Below are 23423 nucleotides of genomic sequence, written 5' to 3'. Positions count from 1 at the left end.
ACTACTCTTTCTTGGCAACTTATGTCGTTGCAAACTCTGCTGAGTTCTGTCGCTCGCAAATTAATGCCAGACAACAGTCTAATTTATAAACACGTAGGGCGCGACAAGCCATACAGCCAGCGCGCCCTCACTCAAGACCTACAATTACTTGTCGTCTTTAACTTCTTCAAATTCAGCGTCAACTACATCGTCGTCTTTTTTCGCTGAACCTTGTTGGGCACCTGCATCACCGCCTGCTTGTTGAGCTTGCGCTTTTGCTTGAGCGATTTCCATAAGCTTCTGAGATTTCTCTGCTAGTGCTTGTGTCTTAGCATCGATTTCGTCTTTGCTATCGCCCTTGATTGCTGTTTCTAGCTCGCCAAGTGCAGCTTCAATTGCAGTCTTGTCATCAGCTGGAAGGTCGTCACCTGCTTCTTCAACTTGCTTGCGTGTAGCATGAACAAGTGCATCAGCTTGGTTACGAGCGCCAACTAGCTCTTCAAACTTTTTATCTTCTTCTGCGTTTGCTTCCGCATCACGTACCATTTTTTCTACTTCTTCATCGCTTAGACCTGAAGAAGCCTGGATTGTGATCTTCTGCTCTTTACCTGTGTCTTTGTCTTTCGCAGACACATGTAAGATACCATCAGCATCCACATCAAAAGTAACTTCAATTTGTGGCACACCGCGCTGCGCTGGACGAATACCTTCTAGGTTGAATTGACCTAGAGACTTGTTATCACTTGAACGCTTACGCTCACCCTGTAGTACGTGAATTGTTACTGCAGACTGATTGTCTTCTGCTGTTGAGAACGTTTGCGACTTCTTAGTAGGGATAGTCGTGTTTTTCTCGATTAACGCAGTCATTACTTGACCCATAGTCTCAATACCTAGAGACAGAGGACAAACGTCAAGTAGTAGAACGTCTTTCACGTCACCCGCAAGTACACCACCTTGAACCGCAGCACCAACTGCTACCGCTTCATCAGGGTTTACGTCTTTACGAGGCTCTTTGCCAAAGAATTCAGCTACTGTTTTCTGTACCAGTGGCATACGTGTTTGACCACCAACTAGGATAATGTCATTTACGTCGCTTACAGAAAGGTCTGCATCAGCAAGTGCACGTTTTAGCGGCTCGATTGATTGCGCAACTAAGTCTTCAACTAGTGACTCAAGTTTTGCACGAGTTAGCTTAACGTTCATGTGCTTAGGACCTGTTGCATCAGCAGTAACGTAAGGTAGATTTACCTCAGTTTGCTGTGCTGAAGACAGCTCAATCTTCGCTTTCTCAGCCGCTTCCTTAACACGCTGCATCGCTAGCGGGTCAGTTTTTAGGTCGATGCCTTGGTCTTTCTTAAATTCTGCAACTAGGTAGTTGATAACGCGGTTATCAAAGTCTTCACCACCTAGGTGAGTATCACCGTTAGTTGCTAGTACTTCAAACGTGTGCTCGCCTTCAACTTCATCAATCTCGATGATTGAGATATCGAATGTACCACCACCTAAGTCGTATACTGCAACGACGTTGTCGCCTTGCTTCTTATCCATACCGTAAGCAAGTGCTGCTGCTGTTGGCTCATTGATAATACGCTTAACTTCAAGACCTGCGATACGACCAGCATCTTTAGTTGCTTGACGCTGTGAATCGTTGAAATATGCAGGAACTGTGATAACAGCTTCTGTTACTGGCTCACCAAGAAAGTCTTCCGCTGTTTTCTTCATTTTCTTAAGAACTTCAGCTGAGATCTGAGGTGCAGCTCTTTTCTCACCGCGTACTTCAACCCAAGCGTCGCCGTTGTCCGCTTTTACGATGTTAAAAGGCATGATGCTAAGGTCACGCTGTACTTCTTCATCTTCAAAACGACGACCAATTAGACGCTTGATCGCGTATAGTGTGTTTTTAGGGTTAGTCACTGCCTGGCGTTTTGCTGGCTGACCGACTAGTGTTTCACCATCATCTGTAAATGCAATAACAGAAGGAGTTGTGCGGTCGCCCTCAGCATTTTCAATAACGCGCGGCTTGTCACCATCAAGTACCGCTACGCAAGAGTTAGTAGTACCTAAATCGATTCCAATAATTTTACCCATGAATCATCTCCGACTTCAAAATTCGTTGTTCAGTTAGTTGATTTGATAAATAAGGTCACCGATTTGTAATTCAAGCGTCACAACTAAAAAAAAATGAAAAAAATTGAAATTTTTTTACTTTTCGAACGTTTCGGTCAAAAAAGCAGCCTTAATTGCTTATTTTGAAACAAGTGAAGACGAAAATACGATGTATTTGACGCTTGATTACCTGGTTAGACCAGTTATGCTAAGTGCAACATAATAAATAATGAGAAATGACAACATGACATTTGATGAAATTATTCAGTCGGAGCATTTACAGCAAGCGCAAACACAAATGACGTTTCCTGCAAGTTGGTGTCAAGGCCGCACTGCGTTTGGCGGATTGTCTGCAGCAATAGCGGTGCAAAGCATGAAGCACCAACTGACAGAGCCTCGTCGACTTCTCTCTGTGAGCGTAAATTTTGTCGGACCACTGCTAGAAGGCGCACCATTTACCGTTGCAACAACGATTTTGCGTAGCGGCAAAAATGCAACCCAAATGCAAACTCAACTGATCCAGTCTGGTGAAGTCTGTCTTATTGCTATCGGGTGCTTTGGCAAGGATAGAGCATCCGCTATCCAAGTTACAAATGTCGATAGCCCTACTCTTTCAGATGTTAATCCAAAGGCAGTTCTTCCATACCAAGAAGGTGTGATGCCTGCATTTTTCCAGCATGTCGCGCTCAATGCCCTGCAAGGGGCTTTACCATTTTCAGGTGCACCATCTTCAAATCTAGGTGGTTGGATGCGATTTAAAGCACAAACTACATCGGTAAATGAACTACATACACTGGCTCTTGCTGATTCATGGCCGCCAACCTTACTCCAGATGTGTAAAGCGCCAAGCCCCGCCAGCAGTATGTCTTGGTACATAGAGTTTTTGTGTGATATTTCACTCGACTCAGAGTCTTGGCTGGGCTTTGAAGCCGTTACCCACCATAGCCAAAATGGTTATGGTATTGAAGATGCTAAAATTTGGTCACAAGATGGCAAGCTGCTAGCCCTAAGCCGCCAAACCGTCGCAGTATTTGATTAACATTGATAAATTTGGGCGCATCAAGCAAACTAGCATAAAAGGAAATCAACGGATTTTTGTGTGATTACAGCTTGCCCTGAATGCGATACGCTTGTTGAAATAGACTCTATCGAGTCCCAAAAGCGTGCGGTGTGCCCAAACTGTCGATGCGTGTTGTGTCATGTACAAGGACACCAAAACCAATTAGTACAAGCCTTCAGCTTTTCTGCGTTACTATTTTTGTTCGCAAGCTTATTTCCAAACTTTATTTCCTATACGCAACACGGTATCACTCAAGTTGTAAGCCTCTGGCAAGCGCTCATATTGTTAGCTGAACATTACAGCTATTTTCTAGCTGGATTATTTGCCTTCACTATTTTAGTTATGCCTGTTGCCGTATGCTCGTTGCTACTACTTGCACACACCGAGTATTGGCAAATCATCAATGCGCACAATGCCCGCCATTTAGCCAAATTACTTTCAGCACTGAAACCGCTTAATCTCACAGATATATTTTTAGTCGCCGTGCTTGTGAGCGCTTTTAAATTAATGTCTTTCGCTGAATTGGAAATGGGCCTTGGGTTTTGGGCCTATATTCTGTTCGTTTTGTGTTTTATTGAAGCACTCTCACTTTTCGATCACGAGTACATGTGGCGTAATCAGACTCAATGTAATCGTCACCTTATGGAGCCACAGAATTTATCTTCCACGCTAAAACGTTGCAAGGTTTGTGGCTTTTTGGGTGAAGGTGAAAAGTGTCAGCGTTGCTACGCCAAACTAAAATACCGAAAGTCTCAATCTACGCAAAAAAGCTTAGCTTGGATGCTCACCAGCGTCGTGCTACTTGTACCTGCTAATTTTCTGCCCATCATGGATACCATTAGTCTTGGGCTCCATACTCCTGCAACGATTTTTTCAGGTGTTCAAGTGCTTTGGGAAGCCGGTTCTTATCCCGTAGCAACACTTATTTTTCTCGCAAGTATATGTATTCCTATCGCAAAAGCGTTACTATTGAGTTACTTACTAATACGAGTTAAAAAGCCCAAAGACCCAATCACAGCAACAAAAGTGTATCGCTTGCTCGAATTCATTGGCCGCTGGTCGATGATAGATGTGTTTGTGGTGATTATCTTAGTGTCTTTGGTGCAACTTGGTACGGTGCTAAATGTCGAACCGGAAATTGGTATCGTATTTTTTACTTTGATGGTGCTTTGCCAAATCGCAGCCGTTAATAGTTTTGATCCAAGATTATTGTGGGATAAAAATAATCAATGACTACTCAAGCTGATATAGAAGACAAACCAAAATTTTCAGTGATTTGGATTATTCCAATTATCGCGTTGCTCATCACAGGCTGGATGTTATATCAACATCAGGCAAATAAAGGCCACACTATTTTTATAAAAATGACTGACGCAGATGGCATTATTGCCGGCAAAACTGAAGTGAGAGTAAAAAGTGTTAAGGTCGGATTAGTCGAGTCATTAAAGCTTGAATTAGCGCAAAATGCAGTGGTAGCAAAAGTTCGGATTTTACAGCCCTACCGTGACTTATTGGCCGAAGACTCATCGTTTTGGGTAGTTAAACCTCGAATTGACGAATCCGGCATCTCGGGCATGAATACGCTACTCTCTGGCGTATATATAGAGCTCTCTCCCGGTGAAGCAAAAGCACGTTCGAGCATCTTCACCTTAATGGATGAACCTGCACTAATCGGCTCAGAGGTACAAGGAAAACGCTATCAACTCGTGGCTTCAGATGCTGAAGTGTTAGACGTTGGCTCCAGTATTTTTTTCCGCAATTACAAAGTGGGTCAAATTGAGTCAGCACATTTTAGTGTCGAAAGCTTAAAAATGGAGTACGGCATTTTTATCTATTCGCCATACGATACCCTTATCACCGACAACGCTATTTTCTGGATTAGTTCCGGCATTGATTTTAAACTATCAACGGAAGGCGTTGAAGTGTCGACAGGATCGCTAGCAAAGATGATCAAGGGCGGGATTTCTGTTGACTATCCACCAACTATGCCAAGCGGCACTGCGGCGCTCGAAAACAAAACCTACGCCTTACACAAAAACTTTGCAATGGCTTTAGAGCAACGTTTTGATCACTTTGATTACTATCTCATTGAGTTTGAGCAATCAATTCGAGGACTTCGAGCTGGCGCACCAATTGAATATAGAGGTATGCGAATTGGCACGATAGAACAAGTTCCTGCGACTGGTGTTAGCGACGATAGACCTTTATACTTTCAACAAAATAACACTTCTGTGCCTGTATTGGTTAAAATTGAGTACGGCCGCATTTACGAAGATGCACAGCTTGCACAAACATATTGGTCAGAAAATATAGACAAATGGATTAGCAGCGGCCTTAGAGCATCACTAAAAAGTGGCAATTTGTTAACAGGTGCGGTATATATAGAGTTAGACTTTTATCCAAGTGCAGAAGTCGTTAGTTCAAACAAAACGACTATTTATCCAGTATTACCTAGCGTTCCGAGCGGTATTACAGCACTTTCTGAACAGGTCACAAGCTTACTGAACAAGTTAAATGGGTTACCTCTTGAAACAACTGTTAAGGAACTAGAAGGTGCCCTTCAGCAACACAGGTTACTAGCAATGGAAATGAATCAACTCGTAGAGTCTATCAATAATAACAATATAACAGACAAGGTTGGCGGTAATTTAACGAGCTTAAAAGATACGTTAAGCCAGCTCACATCAAGCTTGAAGCAATTTGAGCAAACCATGACTCAGTACCAAAAAGGTTCAGGTGTTATGGATCAACTTAGTGATACCCTTGAAGAACTTGAAAGTTTGTCAAATCGCTTAAAGCCTATTTCTAAAGGGTTGAATGAGCAACCGAATATGCTTATTTTCAATAAAGAGAGCGGTACAGATCCACTCCCAAGGAAAAAATAAATGAAGACTGGCTTAGCGACATTTTTGCTTTTATTTTGTTTAACGGGCTGCATAACGAATCCATCGCAGCCGGTTAGTTATTATCAGTTAGAAGCAAAGAGTGTCGCTGACGAAAAGCAAGTTGAGCTCAATCATGTTCTCTTGGTTGATAAAGTGCAGTTGATTGAATTGTTTGATCAGCAAGCTTTAGTGCAATATCAACCAGAGAACAAAGTAAATATCGCTAATTTTCATTTTTGGGCTCAGCCACCTTCCGATATGCTGACTTGGAATTTAGTAAACGCGTTAAATGCAACCAATAAAACCACTGCAATTAAAAGCGATAAGTTTTATCGCAACACGCAAGAACATCAACGCCTCGTTGTAGAAATTAACGAGTTTGCAGGGCACTTTGAAAAAGGTGCTGTGATGGGTGGGACTTGGTATCTTTACCAATACAAAGAAGGGAGCTATCAACTAACTCAAGTGCAACCATTCCAATTTGAAGCAACGCTTGAGCAGGATGGCTTTAGTGCTCTTGTATCTGCACATCAAAAAAACTTTAACCAACTAACTGCACAAATAAGCCTGCATTTATAGTTGGCACTCAAACACCACTACAGGTGTTAAGTCATTATCAATTATTATTTTACCAATACGACTAAATCCCACTTTGCTAAGTAGGTTAATGCTGTTGCGGTTACTTTCTAATGTAATTGCACCTAACTTGATGTAGCTTTGTTCTAATTTAGCATATTCCATAAGTAACCTAACGGCCTCAGACGCATAGCCTTTTCTGGTAAACTCATCTAAAAGCGCATAACCTAAGTCTGGAATATTAAAAAAAGGCCTTTGATATAAGCCACACAACCCAATACTAGTATTGCTGCTTGCTTCTACAACGATGTAAGCTGCAGGCTTACCAATTTGATAGGGAATAAGGTAAGCTTGCTCGATATGCTCCTCAGCTTGTTGTTGCGTTTTTATGCCTTTATCACGGATGTTATCGATAAAGCTTTTTTGATTCAAAAGCCTGAGTAAGAAGCCGGCATCATTTAAAGTTGCTTTCCTTAAAAAGATCCGTTCTCCCGTCGCTATCGTCATTCTGCCTCCAAAAATATCATAATTAACTTCCATAGGAACTTTAGCATTTACATAAGCGAATAAAAAAGCTGGGAAACGAATTTGCCCAGCTTTTCATTACTACTGAAATACCGACTGGTTACTGTTGGAATTTCACGTTTTTATACATTTGCTCAACTGAGTCTAGCTTAGTTTGCTTCGGTAAATCTGCAAACGGCTCAGCTTGGAACTTAGCACCGCGTAATTGAATATTTAGTCTAGCAGCATTGGTGTTCATTACAGTTTGCTGATAGTACGCTTTAATATCTTCTAATGTGACCGCTTTAACTGCAGCGATTAACTTAGCTTCGGAGTCAAACGCCATATTTTCTTTGAACCAATCGCCTATTAATGGTTGTAGTTCTTCAGAAAGGTTTTTTGGCTCTTCGGTTAATGAGACTAACACTGCATTTTTTAACTGTTCAAACGTTGCCCCATCTAACGCGGCTAAGTCTTTAGCGTATTCATCTTTATACGCGTCAAAACGAGCTTGCATGCTTTTAGCATCTTTTACTGGTGTTTGAATATAAAAGCCTAGCGCTGAATATTCGTCAATAGCAACACTCGTTGCGCCAACCGCATACGCTAACTGCTCTTCGGTTCTCAGACGTTCAAACGCCGCCGTCCTTAAGTGCCCTTGAAGCACCATCGCCGCCGCCTTTTGCGCATAGCCTTTGATTGGGTGCACTGCAAAATCGATTACAGCAACATCAGCAACATCAATGTCTTGCTGCCATACAAGTGTCTGCTTTTGCTCTGGTTGCCAATATTTAGCACGTGCGTACTTGGTCACTTTTTGGCGTTTAGGCAGCGCATTGTCGAGTGTCTCTTTTACTGTTTGCAAATCGGTTTTATCGTAGTTGCCATAGGCAAAAACACGAACTTGATTATTCGTCAGAATTTGATTTTGCACTTTATCTAAGTCGGCCAGAGTCAAAGATTTAGCTGCTGATATCAATGCAGAATCATCATAACTTCCTGAACGGATAAGTTTTTGATAAACACCGAAAGCTTGTCTGAATGGGAATTCTTTCTCTTGATTTTTAATGCCACGTACGTAACGATCAATGGCTTGGTCAAATGCCCGTTTATTCGTTTCTACACGAACACCAGAGAGCGCATCCTTTATTAATAAAGCTTGCTTATCTGTAAAACCTGAAATATCTAGCATTATCCCATTTGCAGGAGTCAGCCCAAGATGCATACCCGCTATGCTCGCTTCCGTCATTAACTTTGCTTTATCCAAGCGGTATAAATCAGCCCAAATCGACAGTGCAACCTCAGTTTTGATGTCTTTTAATGCACTTGGGTTATTAACGTAGATTTTCAGACTACCTTTAGGCTGTTGGTAGAAACGCTCACTCGCAGCATGCCAAACCGTTACGCCATCAGCATCAATAACCTTCTGAACGCCCTTTTTCGCATCATCCGCAGATGTTTTCAGTGCGAAGTTTTCAGGTAGCAAGGTATTTACACTAGGAAGTGCTAAATCGAAATTTGCCTCTTCTTTCCATTTATCAAAATCGCTACGCTTTAAGTCTACAATCTGATATTCACCATCATAGAAGTGTAGTTTTGCATCAGTAGGTTCATCTTTACTAATATACCATACCCGCATTTGCTCAGGTGTTAATTGCTTCAAGACGGCATTAACAGCATCAGCATCAAACTGCGCATAGTAGTAGCTCGCATTGATAGCGTGGTTCATTGGGTAATGCTGCATGCTATCCGCAAGGTTACTGACGTAACCAAACTCATCGCCTTTTTCTAAAAACCTAAATTGATTATTTAGCGACGTTTGGATTTCCTTGAAGTAACGGCTATCGACGCCTTTATCACGGATCATATCGATATAATCAAGTACCGTACCTGTAATTAACTCGCGTTGCTTTAAGCCCTCATCGGTTAACTGAATATCAATCTGCAATGTTCCATAGTTGCCGTAACTATTTGGTGTCGCGAATGCACTTAACGATGAGATTAAGCCTTTATCTTTTAGTACTTGAGCTGGGCTACCCGCCATTTCATTACTTAGAAGGTATGTAATGAAATAGTTCGGTTTAACCGCAAACGCGCTTGCGTTGTTTTTGATAGTGAAATCAAGCTGTAGCGTCTTTACGTCTTCATTTGGTTTGTAGTGGACCAACTTCTGCCCAACGTTATCGAAGTTAAGCGATTGCTTAACCTCTGGCTTCTCGATGTTTTTATTCATGATTGTCGTGAAATGCTTTTTCGCTTTGGCCACCATCTGCTCAATCGGCTCGTTAGAAATCATGGCTAACTTCATGATATTCGCAGAGTAGTACTTATCATAAAAAGCAACGGTCTCTTGATGTAGTTTGCTACCTTCTTTATCACCTAACGTTTCTAGGTTACCAATAAGAAAGCGATTAGCTGGATGCTCTCCCATCATGTTTCGTGCAAGTTTAAATTGACCAAAAAAGTCCATTTCACGACGCATAGACCACTCTGCGTTTACTGCATTTTTTTCTTTTTCTGTGTACTCAGGGTAAAGCTTTGGAGATTTAAAGAAGTCGGAGAATCTGTCTAACGCCTCATCATAGGCATCGTTGTTTACTTTGAACATATAATTAGTAATATCCAACCAAGTGTAAGCATTGTGTGCCCCACCGTTTTTGGTCATGAACTCAGAATAACCTTTGCTATCTGGATACTTTTCTGTACCAAGGAATAGCATATGTTCAAGATAGTGCGCCATCCCTTGCTGAGACATAGGATCGTGTAGTAGACCAACGCCAACACTCAGCGCTGCCGCTGACTTCGATACAGAAGGATCTGATACCAAAATGACTTCAATGCCATTTTCCAAGGTTAACGTTTGATATTGTCTATCATCATTAGGACTTACAACCAGTTGCTCTGAAAGAAGGTTCTCAGTCGTGTCTGAATGATTGAGTGAAGAAGTTGTACCACATCCAGTCAAAACTGCTAAGGTAAGTGTGCTAATTGCGAATAGCTTTTTCATAAAACAATCCATTATTGTGATAATTACTTTTTGGAACCAGACTATCATCGTCATTCGACTAAGCTTTTGCAATATAGAAATTTTTTGTTTTGTAACACTTCGTAAACTGAGGAATCTATGCCGACATCCATTTATTTACTGCTCGCCGCGCTATTTTTACAAACTCTACTGACCTTAGTCATCATGGTCATTATGGGTAAACGTCGATTTAAAGCTGCACGAGAAAAACAGATCCAGTTTGATCAATTCAAAACCATGGCGCTCGACAACGCGCCCGAAGAAGTCATTCTGGCATCCAGAAATTTTACTAATCAGTTCGAAATTCCCGTGTTGTTTTTTGTGGTTTCTCTTGCCGCACTCGCAATGAAACTTGTTACGTTGTGGTTCAGCATCTTCGCCCTACTGTTTGTAATTAGTCGTATTGCGCATGCCTATGTTCATATCGGTAGTAATCATATTCGAACGCGTTTTCGCCTCTACCTTGCAGGATGTGCCTTCATTGTGTTGCAGTGGATCACATTACTTTTAACACTTATATAACTAAAAATAATAAAAATGCCATCCGTTTTAGCTAATTGTTCTTTAATCTCTGAGCCAATTTGTTAGCATGGCGATGGCAAAAAGAACAACAGGGGCACATAGATGAAACAGGATAATGATATCTGCGATTTTGGACTTCATGCTGGAGAGCCATACTCCACGCTGCCAGCGAGCTTTTTAAACTGGATGATAGAAACAGACCATGCAAAATGTGAGTTAGCTAAGTTTGAACTGGACAGAAGAGTATCTGCGGTGGCACAAAACACCAGAAAATATAGCAATTTTGAGTGTTAGCACTATTAAAATAATTATAATGATCTAGAATACGCGCATAATTTATCAAATAGCTTCTAAATTATGCGCAACTTACTTATTCTTTCAACGGCTTTGCTATTATCAGCATGCCATTTTTCTTCTCCTAAGCGGTCGCAACAAGCAGAATACCTAACCGTATTACACACCAACGATAATCATGGTCGTTTTTGGCAAAATGAAAAAGGTGAATATGGTATGGCTGCCAGAAAAACCTTAATTGACCAATTAAAAAGTGATGCCGAAAAAGCTGGACATGCCGTTATATTGCTTTCTGGAGGCGATATAAACACGGGTGTACCAGAATCTGATTTACAGTTTGCCGAACCTGATTTTAAAGGAATGAATAAACTCGGTTACGATGCCATGGCAATTGGTAACCATGAATTTGATAACACTCGAGATGTGCTAGCCAAACAAATTGAGTGGGCAAGCTTCCCAGTACTGTCAGCAAATATTCTTGATAATACAAATCAGATGCCAGCATACGAGCCTTACACAATTATTGAGCGTGCAGGATTGACCATTGCTGTCCTTGGACTTACGACAATTGATACTGTTAAAATTGCCAATCCAAAACATGTTCATGGCCTTACTTTTATTGAGCCTTTAGCAGCCACAGAAAACTGGGTTCCTAAGATCAAAGCCAAATACCACCCAGATGTAATGATTGCTGTTACACATATGGGCCACTATCACGGTGCCAATCATGGTATCAATGCACCCGGTGATGTAACGCTTGCGCGCCGACTTCCTAAAGGTATGCTTGATTTGATAGTCGGTGGACATTCTCAAGAACCTGTCTGTGTTGACGACAATGGTAACGAGGACATAGCTTTTGCTCCTGGCAAAACATGTAAGCCTGATAATCAAAATGGTGTTTGGATTATGCAAGCACATGAGTGGGGTAAGTATGTGGGTAAAGCCGTATTTAGGATTGATGGTGATACAAAAACCTTGATTAGCTATAACTTAATCCCAGTAAACTTAAAAAATAAAGCTGGCTATGTGATTGGTGAAACTATTCAAGAAGATCCTCAAATGCTCGCTTTTTTAACACCTTTTCAAGAAAAGGGGCAAGCGCAAATAGCTGGTGCTGTGGGATACGTTGATAGTTTCTTAGATGGCCGTCGCAGTACAGTGAGATTCAAGCAAAGCAACCTCGCAGATCTTATCATTAACGCGCAAATGGCAGCTGTCGAAGCAGACTTTGGCATTATCAGCGGCGGCGGGATCCGAGATAGCATAGAGCAAGGTGATGTCAGCTACAAAGATGTGCTGAAAGTTCATCCATTTAAAAATCGTATTACTTATATAGACTGGAAGGCCAACGACCTAATTAACTACTTAAACATTGTCGCCAAATTCCCACCTGACTCTGGTGCTTACTTACAGTTCCACCATATTACGTTTGATATCAAGAACGATAAGGTAACCAATGTTCACATAGCGGGCGAGCCATTGACTGACGGCAAGACCTACCGCATGAGTGTGAATAGTTATAATGCTTCTGGTGGTGACGGTTATCCAAAGATTAATCATCTTCCAGAATATACCGCTACCGACCTAACTGATGCACAGGTCCTCAAAGATTACTTCCAAAAGAAGAGCCCTATAAAGGCCGTGGATTTATAAAAAGGTACCTCATATAAAGCGGTGTGATGCACCGCTTTATATGCATTCATTCTATTTACCAATAATATCAATATCTGACTTTTTCACTCCACTCAGTCCGTAACTATGTAATTTAGAACGAGACCCTTCGCCATGTGCTTTCGGCGGATAAAACAACACCTTTTTTTCTGGACAAGCGTCTAATACCTCATCTAGCGCAGCTCTAATTTCACTTAATGTTTTTTCTAAACTATTAGTAAAGTTGGGCCGTTTTCTAATGGTATGTCCAAGCTCAACTAAACGGTAAAAGTATTTATCAGCGAGATCCAACAACTCCTTCGGCATCTCTTTGTTTTGATTGAGAACAGTATCGGGATTTACATCGCAAAACTCAACAAGCGCTAAATAGAAGCATAATGGTTTGTTGGCAAGCTGGACACTTACTAGTTTGTCTCTATTCGTCGTTACTGTTTTTGAATACAAATCAATAACAAGCTTAAATTCCGGTAACTTTTCTAGCGCTTGGTTTGAGCTTACCTTCGCCTCAATACCTTTTCTTCTCACCCAGTTAAACACTGCAACGCCGATAAACGCCATAATCAGTGGAAAAATATAGGCTGATTTAGGTTTAGTATCATCTAATGAGACCGCGACATAGAAGTTTCTGTGTGGCGCTGATAATGTTAGTACTTCGCTTTTTTCACCCTGTCCTGCTCCAGATGTATTAATGTCAAGAACAGTTAAACGGGCATCTTGGGCGTCTAACACTGTATTGAGTGAGTTTATATATTCTCTTAACTCAGTTTCATTACCTGCATAATGTAAAAAAGGATCTGCGACAGGTAAACGATTCATATCAATAGCAACACGAAGCGCAACCGCTTCTTTTTGTTGCTTCAAAACCCGCTTAGTTTCAATACTTTGAGAAATGTAGAAAATGCCGCTAAATAACAGTGCCAAAGCAATAAAAACGGATATATTACGCTGGCTAACTTCCATCTTCTTCTCCGATAAAGCCATAAGGTAAGGCTTCACATTGCCAGTATCTATCTACCTTATCAAAGTAACTAGATGTTCTTAATTGAGCCACCTGGTTAATAATTCCCTGCATTGCACAAGCTAAGTCAGTGTTATTGTTGTTCATTTTTAAATACCATTTACTGCCACTAACATTATTCGCAATTGGCGTAATGTAATTCTTCGAAAACCGCTGCTCATCTTCTTCGGACCAATAAGAAGCTATAATATCAACTTCGCCAGCAGCCAACCGATCGCGGAGCGCTTGATGCGAGCTTAAATAGGTAATATCGAGCGCATTGATATCGATATCTAACTCTTTAAACGCACTTTTTGGTAATATGTGACCAGAGCGACTTGTTGGATAGTCAAGCAAACCTATTTTTTTATCTAAGAAATACGATTTAGATAGTTTAGGTTTTTCTGTGTTTGAGATAAAAAAGGCGGAATAAGCCGGATAACCGATAACAGGCTTATAACTATGCGTTGATTCGGCCATCAAAGCCGACATGATGTTGTCTTTCGTTAAAATAAGATCAGCGATCCCCTTTGCAAGAAACTCTATTTGCTCAGCGAGACTTCCGCCCCAATACACTTTCACTTGCCCATATTGCCTAGTGACCACTTCATCTTCACACGCTCTAACTAATACGTCTAACGCGAGACTTTTAATCGGAACATGTATTTTTAACGTGTTGATATTAGACACTGAACGTGTTTTGCAGGTATTTGAATACTGGACGACGGGATCAAGAGTTAGAGGCTTTGCCGATATTAACCGAGCCCCTAAAATCCAGCACAATAATGCGCTTATAAACAACAAAGATACAATTGTTGATTTACTAGTCAAAATGTTACTATATATCACTAATTGGAATAACCTATCCTTTCTTGACCGCTATTAGATCAATTTTCTTTACTCATTGCAATAGGTAATTTTACCAATAACTCGTAACCAGATGAATTTATTACTTTATTGACAAGAAATTATGAATCTTATTGAGTCCTTTTATTTTGTTGAAAAATACGGACAATTGGCCTCACTTTTCGGTTGGGAAGATTGTTCCCTTTTCTACAAGAGATACAAATGTTACGTAAAAGCTTGTCATTACTTTTCGCTGTAGGGATGACTATAACGACGTCAAGTGCACACGCCTGGGGTCAAAATGGTCATAGGATCATTGGCGAATTGGCTGAGGCACATTTAACCGAGCAGACTCGCGTTGCGATTCAACCTTTATTAGAAGGTGACTCTCTGGCTGAAATTTCAACTTGGGCTGATGAGATGCGTTCGGATCCAGGCACGTTTTGGCGTAAACAATCTTCGAAGTGGCATTACATCAACATCGACAACCCAAAAGCAATGCATGAGCACGTTCATGCCGATTTGAATGACAAAGAAAAAGTAAAACACATCCTAGATGGCATCTACTATTCCATCAATACGCTAAAATCAGAATCCAAATCAATTGATGAAAAGCGTTTTGCATTCCGTTTCCTGGTTCACCTTGTAGGTGACAGTCATCAACCGTTTCACGCAGGTCGCGGCAAAGACCGTGGCGGTAACATGATTAAAGTAAAATTTTTTGGCAGTGATTCAAACTTACACAGCACTTGGGACACCAAATTAATCGAAAATGAGAATCTTTCATTTACCGAGTTTACACGTTTTATTCAAACCACAAATAATGAAATAATTGCTGAATACTTAGACAGCTCGCCAGCGGATTGGTTGCTTGAGTCAAATAATATTGCTGAAAAAGTTTATAACAGCAATGAAACTGAAATAAGTTACGGTTACATTTATAAATATATGCCAACAATTAAATTTAGGCTGCAACAAGGTGGCATTAGATTAGCTGGCCTATTAAACCAAATTTATGATCCTAATTCTAAACCGCTGGTTTCATCATTGAAATCAGCAAATAAAATAACAGTTAACCATTAGTTTAAAATAACCTACTAACACGGGAAACAACATAATGAAAATCCAACTTCGCAAAAATGCACTTACGCTTGCTATCGCTGCAAGTTTAGGCATGAGTGGCATGGCGGTTGCGGCAGATACATCTTCGTCTATCAAAGGACAGATTGTAGGACCTCAAGGTAATCCAGCTGCAGACACTAAGATTATCATCGTTCACGAACCGACAGGTACACGCCGCGTTGTTACAACGAATGACACTGGTACGTACAACGCATCAGGTCTTCGCGTTGGTGGTCCATATACCATCACTATCGACTCAAACAAATTCCGTGACGCTGAGCTGCGTAACGTTTACCTATCACTAGGCGAAGCACAAAAGATCGACCAGCAGCTAAGCGAATTGCAAATGGAGTCTATCGTAGTTACTGGTACTCCAGTACTATTTAACTCCTCTGCAAACGACACTTATTACGGTGCAGATGCAATCAAGAGCACGCCTAGTATCAACCGTGATATTAAAGACGTAGTAAGAAATAACCCGCTAGTTGTTATCCAACCTGGTAGCGACAGCTCAATGACAATCGCAGGCTCAAACCCGCGTACAAACTCTATTACTGTTGATGGTATTCCACTAAACGATGACTTCGGTCTTAACTCTGGTGGTTACCCAACACAACGTAACCCATTCCCTCTAGACGCACTTGACCAAGTAACCGTTCAAGTAGCACCAACAAATGCTAAATCAAGCGGCTTTACTGGTGGTAACGTTGACGCGGTATTTAAGTCTGGTACTAACGAAATCACTGGTAGCGTTTTCTATGAGAAAATGACTGACAGCTGGGCAGGTACTCCAAAAAACAATGGTAAAGAAGTTCCACTAGAGTTTGAAGAAGAGAACTATGGCTTCTCAATCGGTGCGCCTCTTATCGAAAACAAACTATTCTTCTTCGGTGCTTACGAAAAGTATGAATCTCCTCAGTCAATTGAGTGGGGCCCTGCAGGTTCTGGTATTGGCGCTAACGAGACAAAAATCACACAAAACGACTTAGCAGAAGTACGCAAAATTGCTTCTGAAGTATATGGTGTTGATAACATCGGTGGTGCAGACACTCAACCACAACTAGAAGATGAAAAATACATCATCAAACTAGATTGGAACATCAACGACTATCATCGTGCAAACTTTATCTACATGTTCAATGAAGGTAACCGCACAAACAACATGACTGATGATGCTGATGATCTACACCTAAGCACTTATTGGTACAATAAATCTGAAAAACTAAATAACTTCAGCTCAACACTATACTCTGACTGGACAGATGATTTCTCAACGCAAATCAGTATCACAAGCAAATCTGTTGAAACTGGTCAGATTTCACTTGATAGCGCACTTGGTTTAGGTGATATCAGCATCAGCAACATCGACGTAGATGGTGATGGTGTTACAGGTGACATCAGCTTTGGTTCAGATGCTAGCCGCCACTCAAACTCACTAGAAAACGACCTAACAACATTCAAGTTTGACGGTACTTACCTACTTGACGAACATACACTAGAGTTCGGTATCAAGTATGACATTCTAGACGTTGAAAACCTTTATCTAGATGGTTCTAAGGGTGTTATCACATTTAACAGCCTAGAAGACTTTGCTGCACGCCAAATTTCAAGATACACATATAGCAACGGTATCGGCAATAACCCTGATGCAGTTGCAGCGGCATTCAAACGTAAAGACCTTGCACTATACGTGAACGACCGTTGGGACTTCAGCGATGAACTAGCGTTTAGCTTTGGTCTTCGTTACGAGCGTTTAGGCTCTGACGACAAACCAGCGTTCAACCAAGACGTATTGGACAGAACGGGTTTTGATAACACTTATAACCTAGATGGCGCTGACATTTGGTTGCCTCGTGCAGGTTTCACTTACTACATGAACGAAGACGTAACTATCCGTGGTAGCGTAGGTCGTTATGCAGGTGGTAACCCTAACGTTTGGATCTCAAACTCTTACTCAAACGATGGCTTCAGTCGTCAAAACTTCTCTGCTAGTGATGTTACTGCTCCAGCAAATATCCTAAATACTATTCCGCCAGAAGCTATCGAAGGTATTAACAATGCGAATCGTGGTTCAGTTTCGAACTTTATCGATCCTAACTTCGACATTCCATCACAGTGGACTTATATGCTAAATGCGGATGTAACACTTGACATCCCAGGCCTTGGTGACGGATTCGCGTGGACTACGACTGCAATCTTCACAGATAAAGAAAATACCGCTGAATGGGTAAATGCTGCACTTCTTCAAGAAGGCGATGTAGTAGGTTCTACTGCTGATGGTGCATTACCATTCTACGATACCAGTGAACTTGAGATTATGCTAACGAACGCAGATAAAAACGGTCGTTCAATTATCCTAAGTACTGGTCTTTCTAAAACGTGGGATAATGGCTTCAAGTTTGATATGTCTTATACTCACCAAGATATCACTGAAGGTAACCCAGGTAGTTCATCGACTGGTCGTAGTAACTACCGCTACGGTCACTTCTTGGATCACCAAGAGACACAAATCGGTACTTCTTCTTATGAAACTGAGCACCGTTTTGTTCTAAACCTTGGCTATTCAACAGAGTTCATTGAAAACTATAAAACGAATTTCAATCTATTCTTTGAACGCCGTTCAGGTTCAGCATACAGCCACCTAACAAGATGGCAAAACCTAACTGGTGGTCGCTTCTTCGATCAAGATCTAATTCAGCCTTCAGGCTTTGGCTCTACGTTCGGCGGTAACTACCTAGCTTATGTTCCAACGGCAAACGATGCAAACGTACTTCGTTACGAAGGTACAACTGAGGCAGAAGTGCTTGCTCATTATGAGAGCTTAGGTCTGTCTGGCTATGCGGGTGGCTTCGTTGACCGTAGCGCAGCTACATCGCCTTGGACAACGACTATGGATCTGTATGTTTCTCAGGAACTTCCAGGTTTCACCAAAGATCATAAAGGTGAAGTTTACTTCGTAGTGAACAACTTACTAAACCTGATTGATTCTTCAGCTGGTAAAGTTTATACGCAAGACTTTGGCACTCGTAATACGCTAAATATGGATATCGACCCTGCGACTGGTAAGTACATCATCGGCGCACCGATTACTAGCGACTATAAGTTTGAAGCAGAAGACTCAACTTACCGCATCAAGATTGGCGTACGCTACAACTTCTAATATCTAACACGTAATTAGATAATCTCCCAAAGGCCAGCGAAAGTTGGCCTTTTTTATATTTAATCCAGCTTAAGATTATTTTCCAATTAATTAACCTTTATAAATTCCTGATAGTAAATATAATAGATACAGGACAAGTCATTGCTTCTGAAGAAGCAACCATACTAAATGTTAAAATGAAGGGATTATCAATATGATAAGGGATAAATTATGTTAAAACGTAAAGCTTTTATCGGCTTTGTAGTCACGATGTTAGGCATAGCTATTGATTTTTTAATCATCTCTCTATCCAATCATTCACTAAAAAGCAGCGCATTTGAAATATCCATGCTCTACATGATCTATATGACTATAATATCATGTACAGAAAACCGTACGAGATAACATTCGGCGGTACTTTACTATATAGAGCTTGTTCTAAGCGAGTGATCAAGCTCTTTTTCATCTACTGCGGACTGTAACAATTTCAGTAGTTGTACGAACTTTTCTTTCTGCTCATCGCTAAAACAACTAAGTAGCTCAGTTTCCCATGCCAATGCAAGCGGCGTTAACGTTTGATAAAGCACTCTTCCTTGCTCTGTCACTGCAATAGTTTTTGCACGTTTATCACTTGGACTCACTAACATCTCAATCAACTCTCGGTCTTGTAACTGCTTAATTGCTCTTGAAACGGTTGATTTATCCATGCTTGCCAGTTCACAAATATGCTTTGCGGTACTCCCCTTCTTCTGTATTGCATGAGATAACACACGCCATTGTGGCTGCGTTAATTCTCCCTTTTGTTCATAGACGTGCGCAAAGTCGTTGCTCACTTTTGTTGACAGTGAAACCAGTTGATACGGCAAAAATTCGTTTATATTCAGCAGTTTTTCATTATTTTTAGACATTATTTCACACTCCCAACTGTCACTATAACTTTACAGAGCGACTAGTTGACAAATATTGAAAATACTCTCACATGAGAGTATCTTACTATAAAACACAAAGGAGTCGAGACACATGAGCCAAGAACTTCAATATTTAACTGGATTTGGTAATCAATTTGAAAGTGAAGCACTGCCGGGCGCTTTACCTATTGGTCAATTTTCACCGCAAAAAGTAAAATACGATCTTTATGCAGAGCAATATAACACCACCGCTTTTACAGCACCTCGTGCTGATAATCGTCGAAATTGGTTCTACCGTATTCGCCCTTCTGTTTTACAAGGTGAATATGAAGCGATGGATAATGGCCTATTGCGCACGGCACCAATAACTGAAGCCATTACCCCCCCTTCCATGTTGCGCTGGAACCCTATCGATATACCACAAGAAAAAACAGATTTTATCGATGGCTTAGTGACGATGGCAGCTAACGGCAGTGCCAATGGCCAAAGCGGGATTGGTATTCATGTTTACGTTGCTAACGCATCAATGGAAGGTCGTTATTTCTATAATGCGGATGGCGAGTTGTTATTCGTCCCGCAGCAAGGTGAACTCATTTTACACACTGAGTGTGGAAAACTCGCAATTAAACCAGGTGAGATTGCCGTTATCCCTCGAGGTATCAAATTCAGTGTAGAGCTTTTAAGCGATACGGTGCGTGGTTATATTTGTGAAAACTACGGACACCCTTACATATTGCCTGAACGAGGCCCCGTTGGTGCGAATGGCTATACCAACGAACGTGACTTTCAATACCCCGTTGCCGCCTTTGAAGACAAAGAAGGTGATTTTGAACTCGTTGCAAAGTTTAATGGTAATTTGTTCCGCTGTGAGATTGGCCACTCACCGCTTGATGTGGTTGCATGGACAGGTAATAGCGCCCCATACAAATATGATTTAGCACGATTTAACGTAATGAACACCGTAAGCTTTGATCATCCAGATCCGTCAATCTTTACTGTACTGACTTCTCCATCAGGCACACCAGGTGTTGCAAACGTAGACTTTGTGATCTTCCCACCGCGCTGGATGGTGGCAGAAAATACATTCCGTCCGCCTTATTATCACCGTAATATCATGAGTGAGTTTATGGGCTTAATTGAAGGGGTATACGACGCCAAAGAACATGGTTTTGTGCCCGGTGGCATGAGTCTACACAACTGTATGTCTCCACATGGACCAGAAGCGGATGTATTTGAAAAGGCGAGTAATGCAGAGCTTGCACCACAGCGCTATGAAAACACACTCGCGTTTATGTTTGAGTCACGTTACATTATCTCTCCAACTAAGTATGCTTTAGAAGGCAAAGCGCGTCAGCCTAACTATGCTGATTGCTGGAAAGGCATTAAAAAGTACTTTAAAGGAGCATAAAGATTATGTTGAAACTCTATACTTATTTTCGCTCATCTGCAGCCTATCGTGTGCGTATTGCTTTAAATCTTAAAGGATTAGACCACGAGTTAGTCCCAGTAAACCTGCTTAAATCGGAGCAAAGCGGCGAGGCATATTTAAGTAAAAACGGTCAAGGGTTACTACCGGCTCTTGAAACTGAGCATGGCGTTCTTGCACAATCTTTAGCAATATTGGAGTGGCTAGAAGAAACCCAAACAGGCCAAGCATTGCTACCACAAGATCCTTGGCAAAAAGCGCAGGTAAGAAACTTTTGCTACGCCATAGCCTGTGATATCCACCCTATCGATAACCTGCGTGTGCTTAAATATCTCTCAAGTGAGCTAGGTGCATCTGATGAGCAAAAAAATGAGTGGTATCGCCATTGGGTTATCGAAGGCTTTAAAAAGATCGAACCTATGATAGGTGACGGTCAATTTTGCTTTGGCACGGAGCCCACACTCGCAGATGTTTGTTTAGTACCACAAGTGTTTAATGCCCTGCGTTTTAAAGTTGATATGACTGCATTTCCTAAGATCAGTCGAGTGTACGAATATTGTAATACGCTTGATGCGTTTTCTGATGCGGCGCCTGAAAATCAATTAGACGCACAATAAGGCTAGTAAACGATAAGCCAACTAAAAAGAGTGACATGCTAAGCATATCACTCTTTCAATCAAACGAACGTTTGTTATTTCAACGCGCTATAGACATGATCAAAATGGCCAATAAGGTCGTGACCAAGATCAGTCAAATAACCCCCATCGGGGCTGTCAATGACCCCTTTTTCAAATAGCCGCATCGCGGCACCTTGTATACCTTCAGGCGCGCTGCTATGAATTTTTATCCCCTGATGCAAACTATGTCTTGGAAATCTAGCTAGTAAGGTCAACTCATCCAACAATTTTTGGTCTAATGCCATTGTCATTTTTCCTTATTCTTCTATAGTCATCTAACACTCTAGTTCAAAAAACCAAATTTGATGAAGTTTTTAATTTGTTTAATCACTGTTAATTTGATCTCACTGCCTGTTTTGGCGACAACGCCCGCTGATTTGAGGTTATATGGAGAAATACCAAAGCAAGTCTGTTGGTATGAAGGAAAGTCATATAGCGAAGGCGCACTATTGCTACAGTTTGACATGCTGTTTGTCTGTGCAACGAAAAAGTATAACGAAGACAATGGCAAACTTGTGTGGGTAAAGGCTGATGCGTCTGGTGCACCAATTAGACCTGAAATTTCGGATAAAATTAGGGTAAACTAGGCGTAATATCTAAAGTTATATAGAAGTAGAAGATGACAACCCAAGCAAATAACCCCCTTCACGGTATCAAGTTAGAAGAAATTATTGTAAAACTTGAACAGCAGCTAGGCTGGAAAGAAATGGCAGCCGCCGTAGATATCAACTGCTTCAAAGATAATCCAAGCGTTAAATCTAGTCTCAAGTTTTTGCGTCGCACACCTTGGGCAAGAACCAAAGTGGAGCAACTGTATCTAGATACCTTCCACGGCTTTCAGTGGCCAGATATAAAAAAATAACCCGTTTTCTCTAAGTTTATTTGGCTACATAAAGCACGTTGTAAGTTTCCTGAAGCTTATCAAGAATGTGCTTGGGAACATTTTTATTACAGGCTAGATAAAGAGACGTATTAAACTGATCTAATGTATATACCGGCTCAAGTAATTGAGCCGTTTGCTCTTTTGCACTTCGAAACCTAAACTGGGCATCACTTAATACCACCAAATCAACAAAGTCTTTGCGCGTCTTGAGTAGCTCAAAAACCTTATCAAAAGAATTAATCAGGATCAGCTGCTTCCCTTCTTGAAAACCATGTTCCATTAAAAATTGGTGGCTAAAATTGTCTCGGATCACCGCTGTTCGATAAGCTTGCGCATCTTCTAGTTTATTCAGCTTGATTTTGCTTTCACGTAGCGCATAAAAAGAGGTGGTAAAAGTGTCAATGGGAAATACCCAAGTAAACTCATTTTCGCGGATGGTATTTCTGGCTGTTGAAAACACACAGGTATCTTCTTTTCTTAATGCAGCATTATAGGCTGCAGGCCATGAAAGTACGTTGATGGTGTAATCAATGCCAGAGTCATCAAGCACCGCCCTGACTTTATCCGCTGAACGCCCAATTAGTTCTCCTTTTTCATTAAGGTATTGGAAGTCAGGAAAGTTCTCAGTGACTATATTTAGCGTGTAGGCAAGCGCACTGAAACTCATCAGCAAAATACAAAGACCAAAAGAGCGTGCACCCTTCATGAAACTCTCCCCATAGCTACTTGAATAATATAGTCTTAACTTAAAGGTTGAGCAATTTTTAAAGAGATAGAATGGCTTCTTGTAGATGGGAGTTATG

At 41.1% G+C, this 23423-nt stretch carries 21 protein-coding genes; 13 read left to right on the top strand and 8 right to left on the bottom strand.

Features of this window, described 5'->3' with window-relative positions:
• Positions 1–144: 144 nt before the first annotated feature.
• Positions 145–2067, bottom strand: a complete 1923-nt coding sequence (dnaK, locus tag MHN30_RS06885) for a molecular chaperone DnaK (RefSeq protein ID WP_010373090.1) — start codon at positions 2065–2067, stop codon at positions 145–147.
• 262 nt (positions 2068–2329) lie between these two features.
• Here dnaK and MHN30_RS06880 point away from each other — a divergent pair, with 262 nt between their 5' ends.
• From MHN30_RS06880 to MHN30_RS06865, 4 genes are read left to right on the top strand one after another with little or no spacing between them, the layout of a single operon-like run.
• Positions 2330–3124: a thioesterase family protein gene (locus MHN30_RS06880; RefSeq protein WP_239359045.1), complete on the top strand. Its 795-nt coding sequence runs from the start codon at positions 2330–2332 to the stop codon at positions 3122–3124.
• 60 nt (positions 3125–3184) lie between these two features.
• On the top strand, positions 3185–4378 hold the full coding sequence (locus tag MHN30_RS06875; RefSeq protein WP_239359043.1) for a PqiA/YebS family transporter subunit: 1194 nt from the start codon (positions 3185–3187) through the stop codon (positions 4376–4378).
• Complete coding sequence (gene pqiB, locus MHN30_RS06870; RefSeq protein WP_239359041.1) at positions 4375–6030, top strand: intermembrane transport protein PqiB; 1656 nt, start codon at positions 4375–4377, stop codon at positions 6028–6030. Before MHN30_RS06875 ends, pqiB begins: the two co-directional genes overlap by 4 nt.
• On the top strand, positions 6031–6609 hold the full coding sequence (locus MHN30_RS06865) for an ABC-type transport auxiliary lipoprotein family protein (RefSeq protein ID WP_130165452.1): 579 nt from the start codon (positions 6031–6033) through the stop codon (positions 6607–6609). It abuts the gene before it with no gap.
• On the opposite strand, the gene MHN30_RS06860 is transcribed toward MHN30_RS06865, so the two are convergent.
• Both MHN30_RS06860 and MHN30_RS06855 read right to left on the bottom strand, forming a co-directional pair.
• Positions 6604–7113, bottom strand: a complete 510-nt coding sequence (locus MHN30_RS06860) for a GNAT family N-acetyltransferase (protein WP_130165451.1) — start codon at positions 7111–7113, stop codon at positions 6604–6606. The genes MHN30_RS06865 and MHN30_RS06860 overlap by 6 nt on opposite strands.
• A 118-nt stretch (positions 7114–7231) precedes the next feature.
• Complete coding sequence (locus MHN30_RS06855) at positions 7232–10117, bottom strand: insulinase family protein (protein ID WP_130165450.1); 2886 nt, start codon at positions 10115–10117, stop codon at positions 7232–7234.
• Between the two features lie 117 nt (positions 10118–10234).
• Between MHN30_RS06855 and MHN30_RS06850 the strand changes: the two genes are divergently transcribed.
• From MHN30_RS06850 to ushA, 3 genes are all read left to right on the top strand, one after another.
• Entirely contained in the window at positions 10235–10657 is a 423-nt protein-coding gene (locus MHN30_RS06850) for an MAPEG family protein (RefSeq protein WP_069019300.1), read from the top strand.
• Between the two features lie 102 nt (positions 10658–10759).
• The gene (locus MHN30_RS06845; RefSeq protein WP_039495063.1) at positions 10760–10951 is read left to right on the top strand and encodes a hypothetical protein; all 192 of its coding nucleotides are present in this window, start codon (positions 10760–10762) and stop codon (positions 10949–10951) included.
• 63 nt (positions 10952–11014) lie between these two features.
• Positions 11015–12604: a bifunctional UDP-sugar hydrolase/5'-nucleotidase UshA gene (gene ushA / locus MHN30_RS06840; RefSeq protein ID WP_130165449.1), complete on the top strand. Its 1590-nt coding sequence runs from the start codon at positions 11015–11017 to the stop codon at positions 12602–12604.
• Positions 12605–12655: 51 nt separating this feature from the next.
• Here ushA and MHN30_RS06835 read toward each other — a convergent pair whose 3' ends face one another.
• The gene (locus tag MHN30_RS06835) at positions 12656–13582 is read right to left on the bottom strand and encodes a hypothetical protein (RefSeq protein WP_045990333.1); all 927 of its coding nucleotides are present in this window, start codon (positions 13580–13582) and stop codon (positions 12656–12658) included.
• Positions 13572–14309, bottom strand: a complete 738-nt coding sequence (locus MHN30_RS06830; protein WP_239359039.1) for a PhnD/SsuA/transferrin family substrate-binding protein — start codon at positions 14307–14309, stop codon at positions 13572–13574. The genes MHN30_RS06835 and MHN30_RS06830 overlap by 11 nt, the downstream gene beginning before the upstream one ends.
• A 378-nt stretch (positions 14310–14687) precedes the next feature.
• On the opposite strand from MHN30_RS06830, the gene MHN30_RS06825 reads away from it, so the two are divergent.
• A complete protein-coding gene (locus MHN30_RS06825; protein WP_039495059.1) occupies positions 14688–15548 on the top strand; it encodes a S1/P1 nuclease in 861 nt (286 codons plus the stop codon).
• Between the two features lie 34 nt (positions 15549–15582).
• Entirely contained in the window at positions 15583–18747 is a 3165-nt protein-coding gene (locus MHN30_RS06820; RefSeq protein WP_069019303.1) for a TonB-dependent receptor, read from the top strand.
• Positions 18748–19148: 401 nt separating this feature from the next.
• Here MHN30_RS06820 and MHN30_RS06815 read toward each other — a convergent pair whose 3' ends face one another.
• Positions 19149–19634 carry a MarR family winged helix-turn-helix transcriptional regulator gene (locus tag MHN30_RS06815; protein WP_130165448.1) on the bottom strand — a complete coding sequence of 162 codons (486 nt, stop codon included), beginning with the start codon at positions 19632–19634 and terminating at the stop codon, positions 19149–19151.
• Between the two features lie 112 nt (positions 19635–19746).
• Here MHN30_RS06815 and hmgA point away from each other — a divergent pair, with 112 nt between their 5' ends.
• Both hmgA and maiA read left to right on the top strand, forming a co-directional pair.
• Entirely contained in the window at positions 19747–21042 is a 1296-nt protein-coding gene (gene hmgA, locus MHN30_RS06810) for a homogentisate 1,2-dioxygenase (RefSeq protein ID WP_130165447.1), read from the top strand.
• An 8-nt stretch (positions 21043–21050) separates the two neighbouring features.
• On the top strand, positions 21051–21677 hold the full coding sequence (maiA, locus tag MHN30_RS06805) for a maleylacetoacetate isomerase (protein WP_205992122.1): 627 nt from the start codon (positions 21051–21053) through the stop codon (positions 21675–21677).
• Positions 21678–21751: 74 nt separating this feature from the next.
• On the opposite strand, the gene MHN30_RS06800 is transcribed toward maiA, so the two are convergent.
• Positions 21752–21982 carry a TIGR02647 family protein gene (locus MHN30_RS06800; protein ID WP_010373121.1) on the bottom strand — a complete coding sequence of 77 codons (231 nt, stop codon included), beginning with the start codon at positions 21980–21982 and terminating at the stop codon, positions 21752–21754.
• Positions 21983–22042: 60 nt separating this feature from the next.
• On the opposite strand from MHN30_RS06800, the gene MHN30_RS06795 reads away from it, so the two are divergent.
• Positions 22043–22324 (top strand): DUF1496 domain-containing protein, encoded by a 282-nt coding sequence (locus MHN30_RS06795; protein ID WP_010605335.1) that lies wholly within the window; start codon positions 22043–22045, stop codon positions 22322–22324.
• A 32-nt stretch (positions 22325–22356) separates the two neighbouring features.
• Entirely contained in the window at positions 22357–22599 is a 243-nt protein-coding gene (locus MHN30_RS06790) for a VF530 family protein (RefSeq protein WP_017216709.1), read from the top strand.
• Positions 22600–22615: 16 nt separating this feature from the next.
• Here MHN30_RS06790 and MHN30_RS06785 read toward each other — a convergent pair whose 3' ends face one another.
• On the bottom strand, positions 22616–23326 hold the full coding sequence (locus tag MHN30_RS06785) for a transporter substrate-binding domain-containing protein (RefSeq protein WP_130165444.1): 711 nt from the start codon (positions 23324–23326) through the stop codon (positions 22616–22618).
• Positions 23327–23423 lie beyond the last annotated feature (97 nt).

The organism is Pseudoalteromonas sp. OF7H-1, from assembly GCF_022347825.1.
GTDB lineage: Bacteria > Pseudomonadota > Gammaproteobacteria > Enterobacterales > Alteromonadaceae > Pseudoalteromonas > Pseudoalteromonas maricaloris.
The sequence above is the reverse complement of the archived record's forward strand: the minus strand, read 5'-3'. Positions and strand labels throughout refer to the sequence as shown.

Bases quoted from the DNA above. Each gene is read 5' to 3' on its own strand.
- dnaK (WP_010373090.1), bottom strand. From the start codon at position 2,067: ATGGGTAAAATTATTGGAATCGATTTAGGTACTACTAACTCTTGCGTA.
- MHN30_RS06880 (WP_239359045.1), top strand. From the start codon at position 2,330: ATGACATTTGATGAAATTATTCAGTCGGAGCATTTACAGCAAGCGCAA.
- pqiB (WP_239359041.1), top strand. From the start codon at position 4,375: ATGACTACTCAAGCTGATATAGAAGACAAACCAAAATTTTCAGTGATT.
- MHN30_RS06865 (WP_130165452.1), top strand. From the start codon at position 6,031: ATGAAGACTGGCTTAGCGACATTTTTGCTTTTATTTTGTTTAACGGGC.
- MHN30_RS06860 (WP_130165451.1), bottom strand. From the start codon at position 7,113: ATGACGATAGCGACGGGAGAACGGATCTTTTTAAGGAAAGCAACTTTA.
- MHN30_RS06855 (WP_130165450.1), bottom strand. From the start codon at position 10,117: ATGAAAAAGCTATTCGCAATTAGCACACTTACCTTAGCAGTTTTGACT.
- MHN30_RS06850 (WP_069019300.1), top strand. From the start codon at position 10,235: ATGCCGACATCCATTTATTTACTGCTCGCCGCGCTATTTTTACAAACT.
- MHN30_RS06845 (WP_039495063.1), top strand. From the start codon at position 10,760: ATGAAACAGGATAATGATATCTGCGATTTTGGACTTCATGCTGGAGAG.
- ushA (WP_130165449.1), top strand. From the start codon at position 11,015: ATGCGCAACTTACTTATTCTTTCAACGGCTTTGCTATTATCAGCATGC.
- MHN30_RS06835 (WP_045990333.1), bottom strand. From the start codon at position 13,582: ATGGAAGTTAGCCAGCGTAATATATCCGTTTTTATTGCTTTGGCACTG.
- MHN30_RS06825 (WP_039495059.1), top strand. From the start codon at position 14,688: ATGTTACGTAAAAGCTTGTCATTACTTTTCGCTGTAGGGATGACTATA.
- MHN30_RS06820 (WP_069019303.1), top strand. From the start codon at position 15,583: ATGAAAATCCAACTTCGCAAAAATGCACTTACGCTTGCTATCGCTGCA.
- MHN30_RS06815 (WP_130165448.1), bottom strand. From the start codon at position 19,634: ATGTCTAAAAATAATGAAAAACTGCTGAATATAAACGAATTTTTGCCG.
- hmgA (WP_130165447.1), top strand. From the start codon at position 19,747: ATGAGCCAAGAACTTCAATATTTAACTGGATTTGGTAATCAATTTGAA.
- MHN30_RS06800 (WP_010373121.1), bottom strand. From the start codon at position 21,982: ATGGCATTAGACCAAAAATTGTTGGATGAGTTGACCTTACTAGCTAGA.
- MHN30_RS06795 (WP_010605335.1), top strand. From the start codon at position 22,043: ATGAAGTTTTTAATTTGTTTAATCACTGTTAATTTGATCTCACTGCCT.
- MHN30_RS06790 (WP_017216709.1), top strand. From the start codon at position 22,357: ATGACAACCCAAGCAAATAACCCCCTTCACGGTATCAAGTTAGAAGAA.
- MHN30_RS06785 (WP_130165444.1), bottom strand. From the start codon at position 23,326: ATGAAGGGTGCACGCTCTTTTGGTCTTTGTATTTTGCTGATGAGTTTC.